This is a genomic window from Pseudomonas sp. PB101 (assembly GCF_009764265.1).
Taxonomy (GTDB): Bacteria; Pseudomonadota; Gammaproteobacteria; order Pseudomonadales; family Pseudomonadaceae; genus Aquipseudomonas.
Genome location: NZ_RWIR01000051.1, coordinates 71,214 through 84,720 on the forward strand (window position 1 = coordinate 71,214; position 13,507 = coordinate 84,720).

The 13,507-nt window shown below is 61.2% G+C and carries 12 protein-coding genes; 7 read left to right on the plus strand and 5 right to left on the minus strand.

All coding sequences use genetic code 11. The features are described from left to right. Nucleotides 1–48 precede the first annotated feature (48 nt). The 6 genes from pqqA to EI969_RS14620 all read left to right on the plus strand — a co-directional run bounded on the left by pqqA (nt 49) and on the right by EI969_RS14620 (nt 5,204). Nucleotides 49–123 (plus strand): pyrroloquinoline quinone precursor peptide PqqA, encoded by a 75-nt coding sequence (gene pqqA / locus EI969_RS14595; RefSeq protein WP_003444522.1) that lies wholly within the window; start codon nt 49–51, stop codon nt 121–123. An 81-nt stretch (nt 124–204) separates the two neighbouring features. After that, the gene (gene pqqB / locus EI969_RS14600; RefSeq protein ID WP_160388421.1) at nt 205–1,116 is read left to right on the plus strand and encodes a pyrroloquinoline quinone biosynthesis protein PqqB; all 912 of its coding nucleotides are present in this window, start codon (nt 205–207) and stop codon (nt 1,114–1,116) included. Between the two features lie 127 nt (nt 1,117–1,243). After that, nucleotides 1,244–1,996 carry a pyrroloquinoline-quinone synthase PqqC gene (gene pqqC, locus EI969_RS14605; RefSeq protein ID WP_160388422.1) on the plus strand — a complete coding sequence of 251 codons (753 nt, stop codon included), beginning with the start codon at nt 1,244–1,246 and terminating at the stop codon, nt 1,994–1,996. Continuing rightward, nucleotides 1,993–2,268: a pyrroloquinoline quinone biosynthesis peptide chaperone PqqD gene (pqqD, locus tag EI969_RS14610; protein WP_020796019.1), complete on the plus strand. Its 276-nt coding sequence runs from the start codon at nt 1,993–1,995 to the stop codon at nt 2,266–2,268. The genes pqqC and pqqD overlap by 4 nt, the downstream gene beginning before the upstream one ends. A 7-nt stretch (nt 2,269–2,275) precedes the next feature. After that, a complete protein-coding gene (gene pqqE / locus EI969_RS14615) occupies nt 2,276–3,412 on the plus strand; it encodes a pyrroloquinoline quinone biosynthesis protein PqqE (protein ID WP_371925963.1) in 1,137 nt (378 codons plus the stop codon). Further along, the gene (locus EI969_RS14620) at nt 3,378–5,204 is read left to right on the plus strand and encodes a S9 family peptidase (RefSeq protein ID WP_160388424.1); all 1,827 of its coding nucleotides are present in this window, start codon (nt 3,378–3,380) and stop codon (nt 5,202–5,204) included. The genes pqqE and EI969_RS14620 overlap by 35 nt, the downstream gene beginning before the upstream one ends. Nucleotides 5,205–5,334: 130 nt before the next feature. On the opposite strand, the gene EI969_RS14625 is transcribed toward EI969_RS14620, so the two are convergent. Beyond that, a complete protein-coding gene (locus EI969_RS14625) occupies nt 5,335–5,493 on the minus strand; it encodes a YqaE/Pmp3 family membrane protein (RefSeq protein WP_003228885.1) in 159 nt (52 codons plus the stop codon). Between the two features lie 181 nt (nt 5,494–5,674). Further along, complete coding sequence (locus EI969_RS14630; protein ID WP_160388425.1) at nt 5,675–6,946, minus strand: aspartate aminotransferase family protein; 1,272 nt, start codon at nt 6,944–6,946, stop codon at nt 5,675–5,677. A 169-nt stretch (nt 6,947–7,115) separates the two neighbouring features. Here EI969_RS14630 and EI969_RS14635 point away from each other — a divergent pair, with 169 nt between their 5' ends. Continuing rightward, nucleotides 7,116–8,045 carry a LysR family transcriptional regulator gene (locus tag EI969_RS14635; RefSeq protein ID WP_160388426.1) on the plus strand — a complete coding sequence of 310 codons (930 nt, stop codon included), beginning with the start codon at nt 7,116–7,118 and terminating at the stop codon, nt 8,043–8,045. Nucleotides 8,046–8,272: 227 nt separating this feature from the next. Here the strand turns inward: EI969_RS14635 and EI969_RS14640 are convergent, their stop codons facing one another. From EI969_RS14640 to EI969_RS14650, 3 genes are all read right to left on the minus strand, one after another. Further along, nucleotides 8,273–10,051, minus strand: a complete 1,779-nt coding sequence (locus EI969_RS14640) for an acyl-CoA dehydrogenase C-terminal domain-containing protein (protein WP_160388427.1) — start codon at nt 10,049–10,051, stop codon at nt 8,273–8,275. A gap of 242 nt (nt 10,052–10,293) precedes the next feature. Next, complete coding sequence (locus tag EI969_RS14645) at nt 10,294–12,090, minus strand: acyl-CoA dehydrogenase C-terminal domain-containing protein (RefSeq protein WP_160388428.1); 1,797 nt, start codon at nt 12,088–12,090, stop codon at nt 10,294–10,296. Between the two features lie 85 nt (nt 12,091–12,175). Beyond that, a complete protein-coding gene (locus tag EI969_RS14650) occupies nt 12,176–13,468 on the minus strand; it encodes a GGDEF domain-containing protein (protein WP_160388429.1) in 1,293 nt (430 codons plus the stop codon). Between the last annotated feature and the right edge of the window lie 39 nt (nt 13,469–13,507).

Genomic DNA, 13,507 nt, shown 5'->3' on the forward strand with positions numbered 1-13,507 from the left:
ATACCTATAGATAGCGCTGTCCCACCCTTACCTGAAGGAGTTCGATTTATGGCCTGGACCAAACCTGCTTACACCGACCTGCGTATCGGCTTTGAAGTCACCATGTACTTCGCCAGCCGCTAATCTCTGCCTTGGCAGATGTGCAGCACAACGCCTCGGTTATCCGAGGCGTTTTATTTTCAGCGTTGAAATGATGGAGCACCCATGTTTGTCCAGATTCTAGGTTCCGCTGCCGGCGGCGGTTTTCCCCAGTGGAACTGCAACTGCGTGAACTGCGCAGGCTTTCGCGACGGCAGCCTGCGGGCCACGGCGCGGACGCAATCGTCCATCGCAATTTCCGATGACGGCGTGAACTGGGTGCTGTGCAACACCTCCCCGGACATCCGCGCCCAACTCCAGAGCTTCGCCCCGATGCAACCGGGCCGTGCCCTGCGCGACACCGGGATCGGCGCAATCATCCTGATGGACAGCCAGATCGACCACACCACCGGCCTGCTCATGCTGCGTGAAGGGTGCCCGCATCAAGTCTGGTGCACCGACATGGTCCACGAAGACCTGAGCAGCGGCTTCCCTCTGTTCAACATGCTGACCCACTGGAACGGCGGGCTGAACTGGAACCGCATCGAGCTCGATCAAAGCTTCACCATCCCCGCCTGCCCGAACCTGCGCTTCACCCCGCTGCCTTTGCGCAGCGCCGCGCCGCCGTACTCGCCGCACCGTTTCGACCCGCACCCGGGCGACAACATCGGCCTGATCGTCGAAGACCTCAATACCGGCGGCAAGCTGTTCTATGCGCCGGGGCTGGGCAAGGTGGATGCAGCGCTCCTGGAAATCATGGCCGGCAGCGATTGCCTGCTGGTCGACGGCACGCTGTGGGACGACGATGAAATGCAACGCCGTGGCGTCGGCACCCGCACCGGTCGGGAGATGGGCCACCTGGCGCAGAACGGCCCCGGCGGCATGCTCGAAGTACTCGAACAGTTGCCCGAGCAGCGCAAGGTGCTTATCCACATCAACAACACCAACCCGATTCTCGATGAGGATTCGCCGCAGCGGGCGGAGCTGGATCGGCGCCAGGTTGAAGTGGCGTATGACGGCATGAGTATTGTGCTGTAGCTGAGGGCCCTATCGCTGGCAAGCCAGCTCCCACAGTTGAACGCATTCCCTTGTGGGAGCGAGCTTGCTCGCGATGGCGTCCGAACAAGCACCAAAGCATCCACCGGATGTACACCGGAGAACCGCAATGACCGACACCCCGATGTCCCCCGCCGAATTCGAAGCGGCCCTGCGCGCCAAGGGCGCCTATTACCACATCCATCACCCCTACCATGTGGCGATGTACGAAGGCCGGGCCAGCCGCGAACAGATCCAGGGCTGGGTCGCCAACCGCTTTTATTATCAAGTGAACATCCCGCTCAAAGACGCGGCGATCCTCGCTAACTGCCCTGACCGCGAGATCCGCCGCGAGTGGATTCAACGCCTGCTCGATCATGACGGCGCACCCGGTGAAGACGGCGGCATCGAAGCCTGGCTGCGTCTGGGCCAGGCCGTGGGCCTCGACCCGGACCAACTGCGTTCCCAGGAATTGGTCCTGCCCGGTGTGCGCTTCGCCGTGGACGCGTACGTCAACTTCGCCCGTCGCGCCAGCTGGCAGGAAGCCGCCAGCAGCTCGCTGACCGAACTGTTCGCCCCGCAAATCCATCAGTCGCGCCTGGACAGCTGGCCCCAGCATTACCCATGGATCGACCCTGCCGGCTACGAGTATTTCCGCACCCGCCTGGGCCAGGCACGGCGCGATGTCGAGCACGGTCTGGCAATCACGTTGCAGCACTACACCACCCGCGACGGCCAGGAGCGCATGCTGGAAATTCTCCAGTTCAAACTGGACATTCTTTGGAGCATGCTCGATGCCATGAGCATGGCCTACGAACTGAAACGCCCGCCGTATCACAGCGTGACCGGGGAACGGGTCTGGCACAAAGGAATCACCTTATGAGTTTCGATCGCAGCAAGACCCCGACCTGGCGTCCTGGCTACCGTTTCCAGTACGAGCCGGCGCAAAAAGGCCATGTGCTGCTGTACCCGGAGGGCATGATCAAGCTCAACGAAAGCGCCGCCCTGATCGGCGGCTTGATTGACGGTGAACGGAATGTCGCGGCGATCATCAATGAGCTCGACCAGCAGTTCCCCGGCGTGCCCGAGCTCGGTGACGACATCGAGCAATTCATGGAGGTTGCCCGTGCGCAGCACTGGATCGAACTTGCCTGATTCATCGGTGCAAGTACCGCCCAAACCCGAGATCGGCCTGCCGCTGTGGCTGCTCGCCGAGCTGACCTATCGCTGCCCGCTGCAATGCCCGTACTGCTCCAATCCGCTGGATTTCGCCGAACAAGGCAAAGAGCTGAGCACCGAACAATGGCTCAAGGTGTTCCGCGAGGCGCGGGAAATGGGCGCCGCGCAACTGGGCTTTTCCGGTGGCGAACCGCTGGTGCGCCAGGACCTCGCCGAGTTGATTGCCGAGGCCCGCAAGCTGGGTTTCTACACCAACCTGATCACCTCCGGCATCGGCCTGACCGAGCAGAAAATCGGCGACTTCAAGAAGGCCGGTCTCGACCACATCCAGATCAGTTTCCAGGCCAGCGACGAGCAGGTGAACAACCTGCTGGCCGGTTCGAAAAAGGCCTTTGCGCAGAAACTCGAAATGGCCAGGGCAGTAAAGGCCCACGGTTATCCGATGGTGCTGAATTTCGTCACCCACCGGCACAACATCGACCAGATCGACCGCATCATCGAGCTGTGTATCGCCCTGGAGGCGGACTTCGTCGAACTCGCCACGTGCCAGTTCTACGGCTGGGCGCAACTCAATCGCGTCGGGCTTTTGCCGACCAAAGAGCAACTGGTGCGCGCCGAACGCATCACCAACGAATACCGCGCCAAACTGGAAGCCGAAGGGCATCCGTGCAAGCTGATTTTCGTCACCCCGGATTATTACGAAGAACGTCCGAAAGCCTGCATGAATGGCTGGGGCAGTATTTTTCTGACGGTCACGCCAGACGGAACCGCCCTGCCCTGTCACGGTGCCCGACAGATGCCGGTGCAGTTTCCCAACGTGCGTGACCACAGCATGCAGCACATCTGGTACGACTCGTTTGGCTTCAACCGCTTTCGCGGTTATGACTGGATGCCCGAGCCGTGCCGCTCCTGTGACGAGAAAGAAAAAGACTTCGGCGGCTGCCGCTGCCAGGCGTTCATGCTCACGGGTGACGCCAGCAACACCGACCCGGTGTGCAGCAAATCGCCACAACACGACGTGATCCTCAAGGCTCGCGAAGAAGCCGAACACGCGACCCAGACCATCGACCAATTGGCCTTTCGCAATGAACGAAACTCACGCCTCATCGCCAAAAGCTGAACCTTTCAGCGCGGCCAAAGCCGTGGCCGCCGGGATCGACTTTGCCGAACTGCAGGTCGGTCGCCATGGCCTGTTCTGGAACGAGTACCGACCCGAAGACGCCGCGTGCCGGATCTGGCGCTGGCATGACGGCGCAGCGAAATGCCTGACGCCACCGGGCTTCAGCGTGCGCAGTCGGGTGTACGAATATGGCGGCGGAGCGTTTTGCCTGACGGACGACGGTATCGTTTTCGTCAGCGAGGCCGATCAGCAGTTGTATCGGCAATCACTGCAAGGCGAAGCGCCGGAAAAGCTGACATCCGGTGCGTGCCGTTATGGCGATTTGCAGTTCGCCAACGGGCAGGTACTGGCGGTCGAGGAACATCACAATCAACACCGGCTGGTGGCCATCGACCTGATCGATGGCGCACGTCACCTGCTGGCCGAAGGGGCTGATTTCTATGCCGCGCCGACGCTGAGCCCTGACGCCCGGCGCCTGGCCTGGATCGAATGGAGTCGTCCGGATCAACCGTGGACGGCGACCCGCTTGATGGTTGCCGAACGCCTGGCCAATGGCGGGTTGGCCGAGGCTCGCTGCGTGGCGGGCGACAGCGTTCAAGAGTCTGTGCAACAACCACGGTTTGATGCCGGCGGTCGCCTGTATTGCCTGACGGACCGCGCCGGTTACTGGCAGCCATGGAAGGAATCCGCAGATGGCCTGAGTCCATTGCCAAGTGCCGCCGCCGACCATGGCCCCGCGCCCTGGCAACTCGGCGGCAGCACCTGGTTACCGCTGGGCGATGACAGCTACCTGGCCAGCTGGACCGAAGGCGGGTTCGGCCGATTGGGCATAGGCGGCGACTCCAGCGCTGACTTCACCGGCGACTACAGCCGCTTCCGCCACCTCGCGGTGGATGAGCGGTTCATCTATTGCATCGCGGCGTCGCCTGTCAGCTCAACCGCCGTCATCGCCATCGAGCGCCAGAGCCGGCACGTGCAAGTGCTGGCCGGCGGCATTGCACCGCTTGCTGCCGAACAGATCAGCCGCCCGCAAACCTTGCGCTACCCCAGTGGCTCAGGCGAAGCACATGGTTTCTTCTACCCGGCGATGACCGGCGCGGCGAAACCGCCACTGGTGGTGTTCATCCATGGCGGACCGACGTCGGCGTGCTACCCGATGCTCGATCCGCGCATCCAGTACTGGGCACAGCGGGGCTTTGCCGTGGCTGACCTCAACTATCGCGGCAGCAGCGGTTATGGCCGGGCCTATCGTCAGGCGCTGCATTTGAGCTGGGGTGATGTGGATGTCGAAGACGCTTGCGCGGTGGTCAGCCATCTCGCCGGGCGTGGCTTGATCGATGGCAGTAAAGCGTTCATCCGCGGCGGCAGCGCCGGTGGCTATACCACTCTTTGCGCCCTGGCCTTCCACAACGTATTCCGCGCCGGCGCCAGCCTGTATGGGGTCAGCGACCCGGTGGCGCTGGGGCGCGCGACCCACAAATTCGAAAGCGACTATCTGGACTGGCTGATCGGCGATCCGCTGCTGGATGCCGAACGCTATGCGGCCCGCACGCCGCTGCTGCATGCCGGCAACATCCGCGTGCCGATGATCTTCTTTCAAGGAGAACTGGATGCCGTGGTTGTCCCGCAACAGACCCGCGACATGGTCAAGGCGCTGCAGGACAACGACATACTCGTCGAAGCGCACTACTACGCGGACGAACGCCATGGCTTTCGCAAGGCCGGCAATCAGGCCCATGCACTGGAGCAGGAGTGGTTGTTTTATCGGCGGGTGATGGATTCAGTGGACTGAAGACAGCGCTCATTGCCGAAATGATGGCGCCCCCATCGCGGGCAAGCCCGCTCCCACAGGGTTGTGCACGCCACAAAACCTGTGGGAGCGGGCTTGCCCGCGAAAGCAATTTATCTAGCGCCACAAAAACTCAGCGCTTGGCGATGATGTACACCGCATGCACGATCCCCGGAATGTAACCGCACAACGTCAGCAGAATATTCAGCCAGAACGCTCCGCCGAATCCGACTTGCAGGAACACGCCCAGTGGCGGCAGCAGGATGGCGATGATGATGCGAATAAAGTCCATGGGGGCAGCTCCTGATTGGGGTGGGCTCGTTCAAGCCCTACAGCTAATCGACCCGCACCGTTTGTCAGGGTTCAGTCCCTCTTCTCCCGAGCCAAAAAAAACGCCCCACGCCAAAAGAATCGGACGTGAGGCGTGCGTATGACCGCGAGACGGTTCTGGAAACTGTGTGAGGCGCGTCGGATCAGACGGCAATCCCTTTGCGGCACTGCAATTGCGCGGTGCGTACTCGGGAGAAGGCGCGTGCCAGGCGCAGGAGCATTTCATCGATGTTGGCGTTGCTGACATTCAACGCCGGGGTAAAGCGCAGGCAGTCGGGTTGCGGGGCATTGAGCAGCAAGCCTTCGTACAACGCCGCCTTGACTACCGCGTCAGCGCAATCGTCCGACAGCGTCAGCCCCCAGAGCAGCCCTTGACCGCGCAACTCGCCGTGACCGTAACGATGGGCCAGGCGCCCCAGGCCTTCGCGCAGGTGCTGACCGGTTTCGGCGACGTGCTTGAGCAACGCCTTGTCCTGCACCGCGCCGAGCACCGCAAGCCCAGCTGCGGTCATCAGCGCATTGCCGTGATGCGTACCTGTGACCTCGCCAATGTCGAAACAGCAAGCCTTGCCCCGCGCCAGCAGTGCGGCCAAGGGCACGCCGCCGCCCAAACCTTTGCCGAGCACGACGATATCCGCCGTTACGCCGAAAGACTGTTCTGCGAGCAAGCTGCCGCAACGGCCGATGCCGGTTTGCACTTCGTCGAAGATCAGCAGAATGCCGAGTTCACGGCACAGGCGTTCAACGCCCTTGAGGTAGTGCGCAGTGGCCGGGATCACGCCCGCTTCGCTCTGGATCGGTTCGAGCATGATCGCGACGGTCTGTTCATCCACGGCCGCATGCAATGCCGGCAGGTCGTTGAACGGGACATGGCTGAAGCCGGGCAGTTGCGGCTCGAACCGGTTGGTCAACGTCGAACTGTCCGACGCCGAAATCGTCGCCAGGCTACGGCCATGGCAACCCTTGTTGGCCACAATGATTCGCGAAGCACCACCGCGATGCTGCTGACCCCATTTGCGCGCCAGTTTGATCGCTGCCTCACAGGCTTCGCTGCCGGTATTGAGCAGGCTGGCCTGATCACTGCCGGTGCTGATGCACAGTTGTTCGGCGAGGCCGAGCATGCCGCGGTTTTGCAGGCCGAAACCCGGATTGATCAGCGATTGAGCCTGGGCCGTGATTGCATTGACCAAAACCGAAGGGCTGTGACCGAGGCTGTTGGCCCCGCCACCCTGGGAAAAATCCAGGTAGGCGCGGTCATCGCTGTCCCATAACCACGAACCCTGGCCACGCACAAACACCTGTTTCGGCCGCTCGACACTGGGCATCAAGTACTCGCTGGACGGGGATGGGAGGAAAGCCTCCAGCACCAGATCATCAAGACTGGGAGGACTGCGACGCAGACTGAACAGATTCATCTGGAAAAACCTCTTTTGAGGTTTTTTGCCTTACCTATGTAAATACCATCGAAGCAAAGGGTATTCATCGCGCTCTGTGGCCCTGTAAGCCCTGTGAATGCGGTTAGACTAAGCTCGGACGGGGCATTCAGCCATTTCGATTTCCCAGCATTTTCGATAAGCAATACTTATGGATTTCAAGCAACTGCGTTATTTCGTCGCGGTCTATGAAGAAGGCCACGTGGGCCGGGCCGCCGAGCGCCTGTCGATCTCCCAGCCGGCGCTGTCCCAGCAGATCCGCCAGCTCGAACAGAATCTCGACGTGAGCCTGTTCGAGCGCAGCAGCAAACGCCTGCTGCCGACCCTCGCGGCCCATACGCTGTACAACCACGCGCTGCCTTTGCTCGATGGCCTGCAACGGGCACGGGAAGCGCTCGGCAACTTCAAGGGGCAAGCGCTGCGGACCCTGGCCATCGGTGTCTTGCAGACCGTGCATACCAGCCTCGTTCCGCAGATGCTCGAGCGGGTGCGCAAGGCGCAGCCGCACCTTGTAGTACAGATCTATGAGCTGACCGGCCTGGAAATCGAGCGACGACTGCTCAACGGCTCTCTGGACATCGGCATCAGCTACCTGCCGCCCCGCCAACCTGGCTTGCATGGCGTGATGCTGTACGAAGATGAACTGACCCTGGTCATCCCGGCGGAGCACCCGCTGCGTGAATTCAAGAAAGTCTCCATGAGTCAGGCCGCCGAGCTGCCGATGTTGCTGCTGGGTGAGGAATTTCAGATACGGCAGATCTGGCAGGCCCAACTGGCAAGCCTCGGGCGCCGCCCACAGGTGCAGGCCGAACTGAACAACATGGCCGGCATCCTCGACAGCCTGCCGCACACGCGCCTGGCGACGGTATTGCCCGGACGTTCGCAAAAGACCCATGGCAACCACGAACTGTTGTGGAAACCCCTGAGCGAACCACGAGTGCCGCTGAAAGTCGGTTTGGTCTGTCGGGATGTGCAACGCCAGCAGGCCTCGCTGGCCTTGCTGCGGACATTGCTGGAAGAGGTGATAAATGGCCCGGGGGAACGCTTGAGCAGCGCGCAGGCTCTGGACGGGTTGAGCTAGAAACTTTTCTTCGGGCAAAAGAAAACCCCGCCGAAGCGGGGCTTTGCAGACTGTTTCCCTGACATCCATTTCACTCCGCCATCCTGGCAGAATCCTACGTGTCCCTGTTGTTGCTTTGCGCTTCCTGCGCTACGTCCATGTGAAGTAGATTAGCTGTGGATCCAATTTGCTTCTATGGGAGAACAGCAGCACGTTATGTAAGAGAATGCTTACAAAGCATTACTTCATCAAAATTGGCCTGCATCCAGCAGGAACAACGACTCGCTACCGGCCTTCACCGATGCGCTCAACGAGTGAATCCGCGGCAGCAGACGGGCGAAATAGAAGCGCGCCGTGCCCAGTTTGCTCGCGTAGAAATCGTCTTGCGCTTCCTTGCCGAAAGCCGCCTTGGCCATCAGGGCCCACATGTAGGCGTAAGCCACATAGCCGAAGACCTGCAGATACTCGACCGACGCCGCGCCGATTTCGTTCGGATTGGTCTTGACCCGATCCAGCAACCACGCGGTCAGCTCATCGAGAGTGGTCACTGCGTCGTTCAGCGGTTTGGTGAATTCGCCGAGGTCCGCGCTGGCGGTTGCCGTGAAGTGGCGAATCTCGTCGGCGAACAGGTTGTAGAACGCCCCGCCGCTGCCGACGATCTTGCGCCCGACCAGGTCCAGCGCCTGAATGCCGTTGGTGCCTTCGTAGATCTGGGTGATGCGCACGTCACGCACCAGTTGCTCCTGGCCCCATTCACGGATGTAACCGTGGCCGCCGAAGATCTGTTGGCCGTGCACAGTGGTTTCCAGGCCGAGGTCGGTCAGGAACGCCTTGGCCACCGGGGTCAGCAATGCCACCAGGTCTTCCGCACGCTTGCGGGTGACGGCGTCTTCGCTGAACTTGGCGGTGTCCAGTTGCATCGCCACGTAGGTGGAGAACGCACGGCCACCTTCGTTCGAGGCTTTCATGGTCAGCAGCATGCGACGCACGTCCGGGTGGACGATGATCGGGTCAGCCACTTTGTCCTTGTTCTGCGCGCCGGTGGGCGAACGGCTTTGCAGACGGTCACGGGCGTATTCCACGGCGTTCTGGTACGAGCGCTCGCCCGTGGCCAGGCCCTGGATACCGACGCCCAGTCGCTCGTAGTTCATCATGGTGAACATCGCCGCCAGGCCTTTGTTCGGCTCGCCGACCAGGTAACCCACGGCTTCGTCGAAGTTCATCACGCAGGTCGCGGACGCCTGGATGCCCATCTTGTGTTCGATCGAACCGCAGTTGGCCGGGTTGCGCGCGCCCAGGCTGCCATCGGCATTGACCATGAACTTCGGCACCAGGAACAGCGAAATGCCTTTCGGACCCGCCGGTGCATCCGGCAGCTTGGCCAGCACCAGGTGGATGATGTTTTCGGTGAGGTCGTGTTCGCCACCGGTGATGAAGATCTTGGTGCCGCTGACCTTGTAGGAACCGTCGGCCTGAGGTTCGGCCTTGGTGCGGATGATGCCCAGGTCCGTACCGGCGTGTGGCTCGGTCAGGCACATGGAACCGGCCCAGATGCCGGCATACATGTTCGGCAGGTACGCGGCTTTCAGCTCTTCGCTGGCGTGGGCATTGATCGACAGGCAGGCGCCGGCGGTCAGCATCGGATACAGACCGAACGACAGGCTGGCAGAGTTGACCATTTCTTCGACCTGGGCCGAAACGGCTTTGGGCATGCCCATGCCGCCGTAGGCCGGATCGCCACCGACACCGACCCAGCCGCCTTCAGCGTAGGTCTGATAGGCCTGTGGGAAACCTGCCGGCGTGGTGACGGCACCGTCCGCCCAATGGCAACCTTCTTCGTCGGCGGCACGGCTCAGCGGTGCGATGCTTTTGCTGGTGACTTTACCGGCTTCTTCCAGGATGGCTTCGACCGTTTCTGCGTCGACGGTTTCAGCCAGTGCAGGCAGTTCGGCCCAGAGTTTGGCGACCTCGAAAACTTCATTGAGGACGAAGCGCATATCGCGCAGGGGCGCTTTGTAGTCAGCCATGGCAAACCTCGCAAGATCTATACAGGTGATTCACAGGAAGAGTGTTTTCGTTGGGTCGGAGTGTACCTCAACAACTTTTGCGACACATAGGGTCAGCTCATGACCGTTTTGTTATTTTTAGTCATTTGAATGTGTAGGAGCGAGCTTGCTCGCGAAAAACCCAAAGACGCCACGGGCATCTGGATTTACGCGTTTTCGTTGACGACCATCGCGAGCAGAGTTCGCTCCTACAGAGGGCGATGTCAGAGCGCAAACATCTGCGCCGGCAACTGCATCAGGCAATCGCTGCCCGCTTCGATGGCTGCCCGATGAGCGGCAGTGCGAGGCAACAGACGCTTGAAGTAAAACTCGCTGGTCGCCAGTTTGGCCCTGCAGAAATCGCCATCGCCGCTGCCCGCATCGAGCTGCGCCTGTGCCACCAGCGCCATGCGCAACCACAGGTACCCGAGAACGATGTAACCGCTGTACATCAGGTAATCCACCGAGGCGGCACCCACCTCGTCCGGGTTTTTCATCGCCGCCATACCAATCTTGGTGGTCAACTCACCCCACTGTTGATTCAGTTGATTGAGCTGCGCCACATACCCGGCCAGTTGCGGATGTTCGGCGTTCGCCGCGCAGAACTTGTGGACGATTTTGGTAAACCCGCGCAGCAGCTTGCCCTGGCTGCCGAGTACCTTGCGCCCCAGCAAGTCCAGCGCCTGAATGCCGTTGGTGCCCTCATAGATCGGCGCGATCCGGCAGTCACGTACCAGCTGCTCCATCCCCCATTCGCGAATGAACCCGTGGCCGCCAAACACCTGCATGCCGTGGTTGGTCACCTCCAGCCCGGTGTCGGTCATGAAGGCTTTGCAAATCGGTGTGAGAAACGCCAGCAAGTCTTCGGCATCCTGACGCGCCGTTTCATCCGGGCTCGAGTGTGCAACGTCGAGTAACTGCGCGGTGAAGTAGGTCAGCGCGCGGTTGCCTTCGTTGAAGGCTTTCATGGTCAGCAACATCCGTCGCACATCAGGGTGCACGATGATCGGGTCGGCGGCTTTTTCCGGCGCTTTCGGGCCGGTCAGCGAACGCATCTGCAAACGGTCGTTGGCGTATTTGATCGCGCCCTGGAAGCTCGCCTCGCCCAGACACAAACCTTGCATGCCGGTGCCCAGCCGCGCGTGGTTCATCATGGTGAACATGCAGTTCAGGCCCTTGTTCGGCTCACCGATCAAAAAGCCCTTGGCCTCGTCGAAGTTCAGCACGCAGGTGGCCGAAGCCTTGATACCCATCTTGTGTTCGATCGAGCCGCAGGACACGCCATTGCGCTCGCCCGCCTCGCCCGCCGCATCGGGCAGGTACTTGGGCACGATGAACAGCGAAATGCCCTTGGTCCCGGTTGGTGCGTCCGGCAATTTGGCCAGCACCAGGTGAATGATGTTGGCGCTCATGTCGTGCTCGCCGGCAGAGATGAAGATCTTGCTGCCGGAAATCGCGTAGCTGCCATCGGCCGCAGGCATGGCGCGGGTCTTGATGATGCCCAGGTCGGTGCCGCAATGGGCTTCGGTCAGGCACATGGTGCCGGTCCATTGGCCAGCGGTGAGCTTCTTCAAATAGGTCTGCTTTTGCTCCTCGGTGCCATGGGCGTGGATCGCCGACATCGCACCGTGGGTCAGGCCGGGGTACATGCCCCATGAGGTGTTGCTGGAACCGACCATCTCGCTGATGACCAGACCAAGAGAGATCGGCAAGCCTTGACCGCCGTAAGCCGGATCCGCCGCCAGGCCATGCCAGCCGCCCTCGACATACTGGGCGAAGGCCTGCTTGAAGCCCACCGGCGTGGTAACCACGCCATTGTCGAAATGGCAGCCTTCTTCATCGCCACTGCGGTTGAGCGGCGACAGCACGTTTTCGCAGAACTTCGCCCCTTCCTCGAGGATCGCGTTGACCATGTCCGGGCTGGCATCGGTGGCCCCCAGCGCGGCGTAGTTGCTGTGAAAGTCGAAGACGTGGTCGATCAGAAAGCGCATGTCGCGCAAGGGAGCTTTGTACTCGGGCATGGTCATTCTCCGTCGGCAGATTTCTCCAACCTACTGCTGCCGACCACGCCTCACAATCACTTTGCGCTCGCTGAATGCGCCATCATCACTCAACCGTAGCGGCGTCCATGCGCACCGCGCCACGGCGGTTCTGCCCGAACGCCATCACGCAGTTGCGCCCCGCGCCCTTGGCGCTGTAGAGCGCCTGGTCAGCGGACTTGAGCACCTCTTCCGGGGTGCGTTGGTCGATCCGTTCGGCCACGCCGATACTGACCGTCACCGACACGCTCGACGCACCGGAGCCGGCACGCCGCTGGCGCCCCTGGCTGTCGTCCTGCGGGCGGTTTTCCTGATTGCGCAGCTGAATGTTGTACGTGGCGATGGACTCGCGGATGACCTCCAGGTGCGGCATGCATTCCTCGAGGGTCTTGCCTGCAAACACCAGGGCGAATTCCTCGCCGCCATAGCGATACGCCTTACCGCCACCGCCGATTTTCGACAGTTTGCTGGCCACCAGCCGCAGCACCTGGTCGCCGACGTCGTGGCCGTGGGTGTCGTTGAATTTCTTGAAGTGGTCGACGTCGCTCATGGCCAACACATAGTTGCGCCCCAACCGTTGCATGCGTTCATTCAGCGCACGACGCCCCGGCAGCCCGGTCAGTTCGTCACGGAAGGCCATTTGATAGGCTTCGTGGGCAACGGCGGCGGCGATCATCAGCATCACCTGGCTGCACATGATGTTCAGCGTGAACGGCAGGATGAAGGTTTTCGGCAACATCCAGAACAACCCGAGCAGCCCCACCAGTTGCGCGGCATGCAGCGGTCGCGGGTTGCGCCAGTACTGCCAGGCCAGCAGCAAGAACGCGGCGATGAACACCGGATAGGACAACTGGATCAGGCTCATCCAGGCGCCATGCAAGGCGGGCCAGCGGATCTCCGACAACCAGATCAGCAGCGCATGTGGATAACTTTGCTCAAGCCCCAGCGCCACGCTGCCGACTGCCAGCAATACGGCGAAACGCGCCACCATGTCCTGGAACAGATGGGTGCGCTCCTGCCAGGCCGCGAACACACCAAACAACAAGGGCAGCAGCAGGCAACACAGGTGAAAGACCACGGCGGCATCGTCACGCACCTTGCCGTTGTCGCGGTAATAGTCGGTCTGGGTGTCGAGCAGGAAGTAGCCGATGTACACCGTGACCATCAGAAACAGTTCGCGCTGGCGTCGGTACACCGCGCAATAGGCGCCACCGAGCAGCAACACCAGGGTCGGCAGCACGTTGAACAGCGAGGTGAAAAAGACGTTCAGATCCTTGATGTATGCAGCCGCAAGCCCCGCCAGCAACAGCAGTAAAGACGGCAGGAAATGACTGAAACGCACAGCGGAAGAACGCAACAAGGGTAAAGCTCCGACCCGTCAGACCAATAGATGGCAATG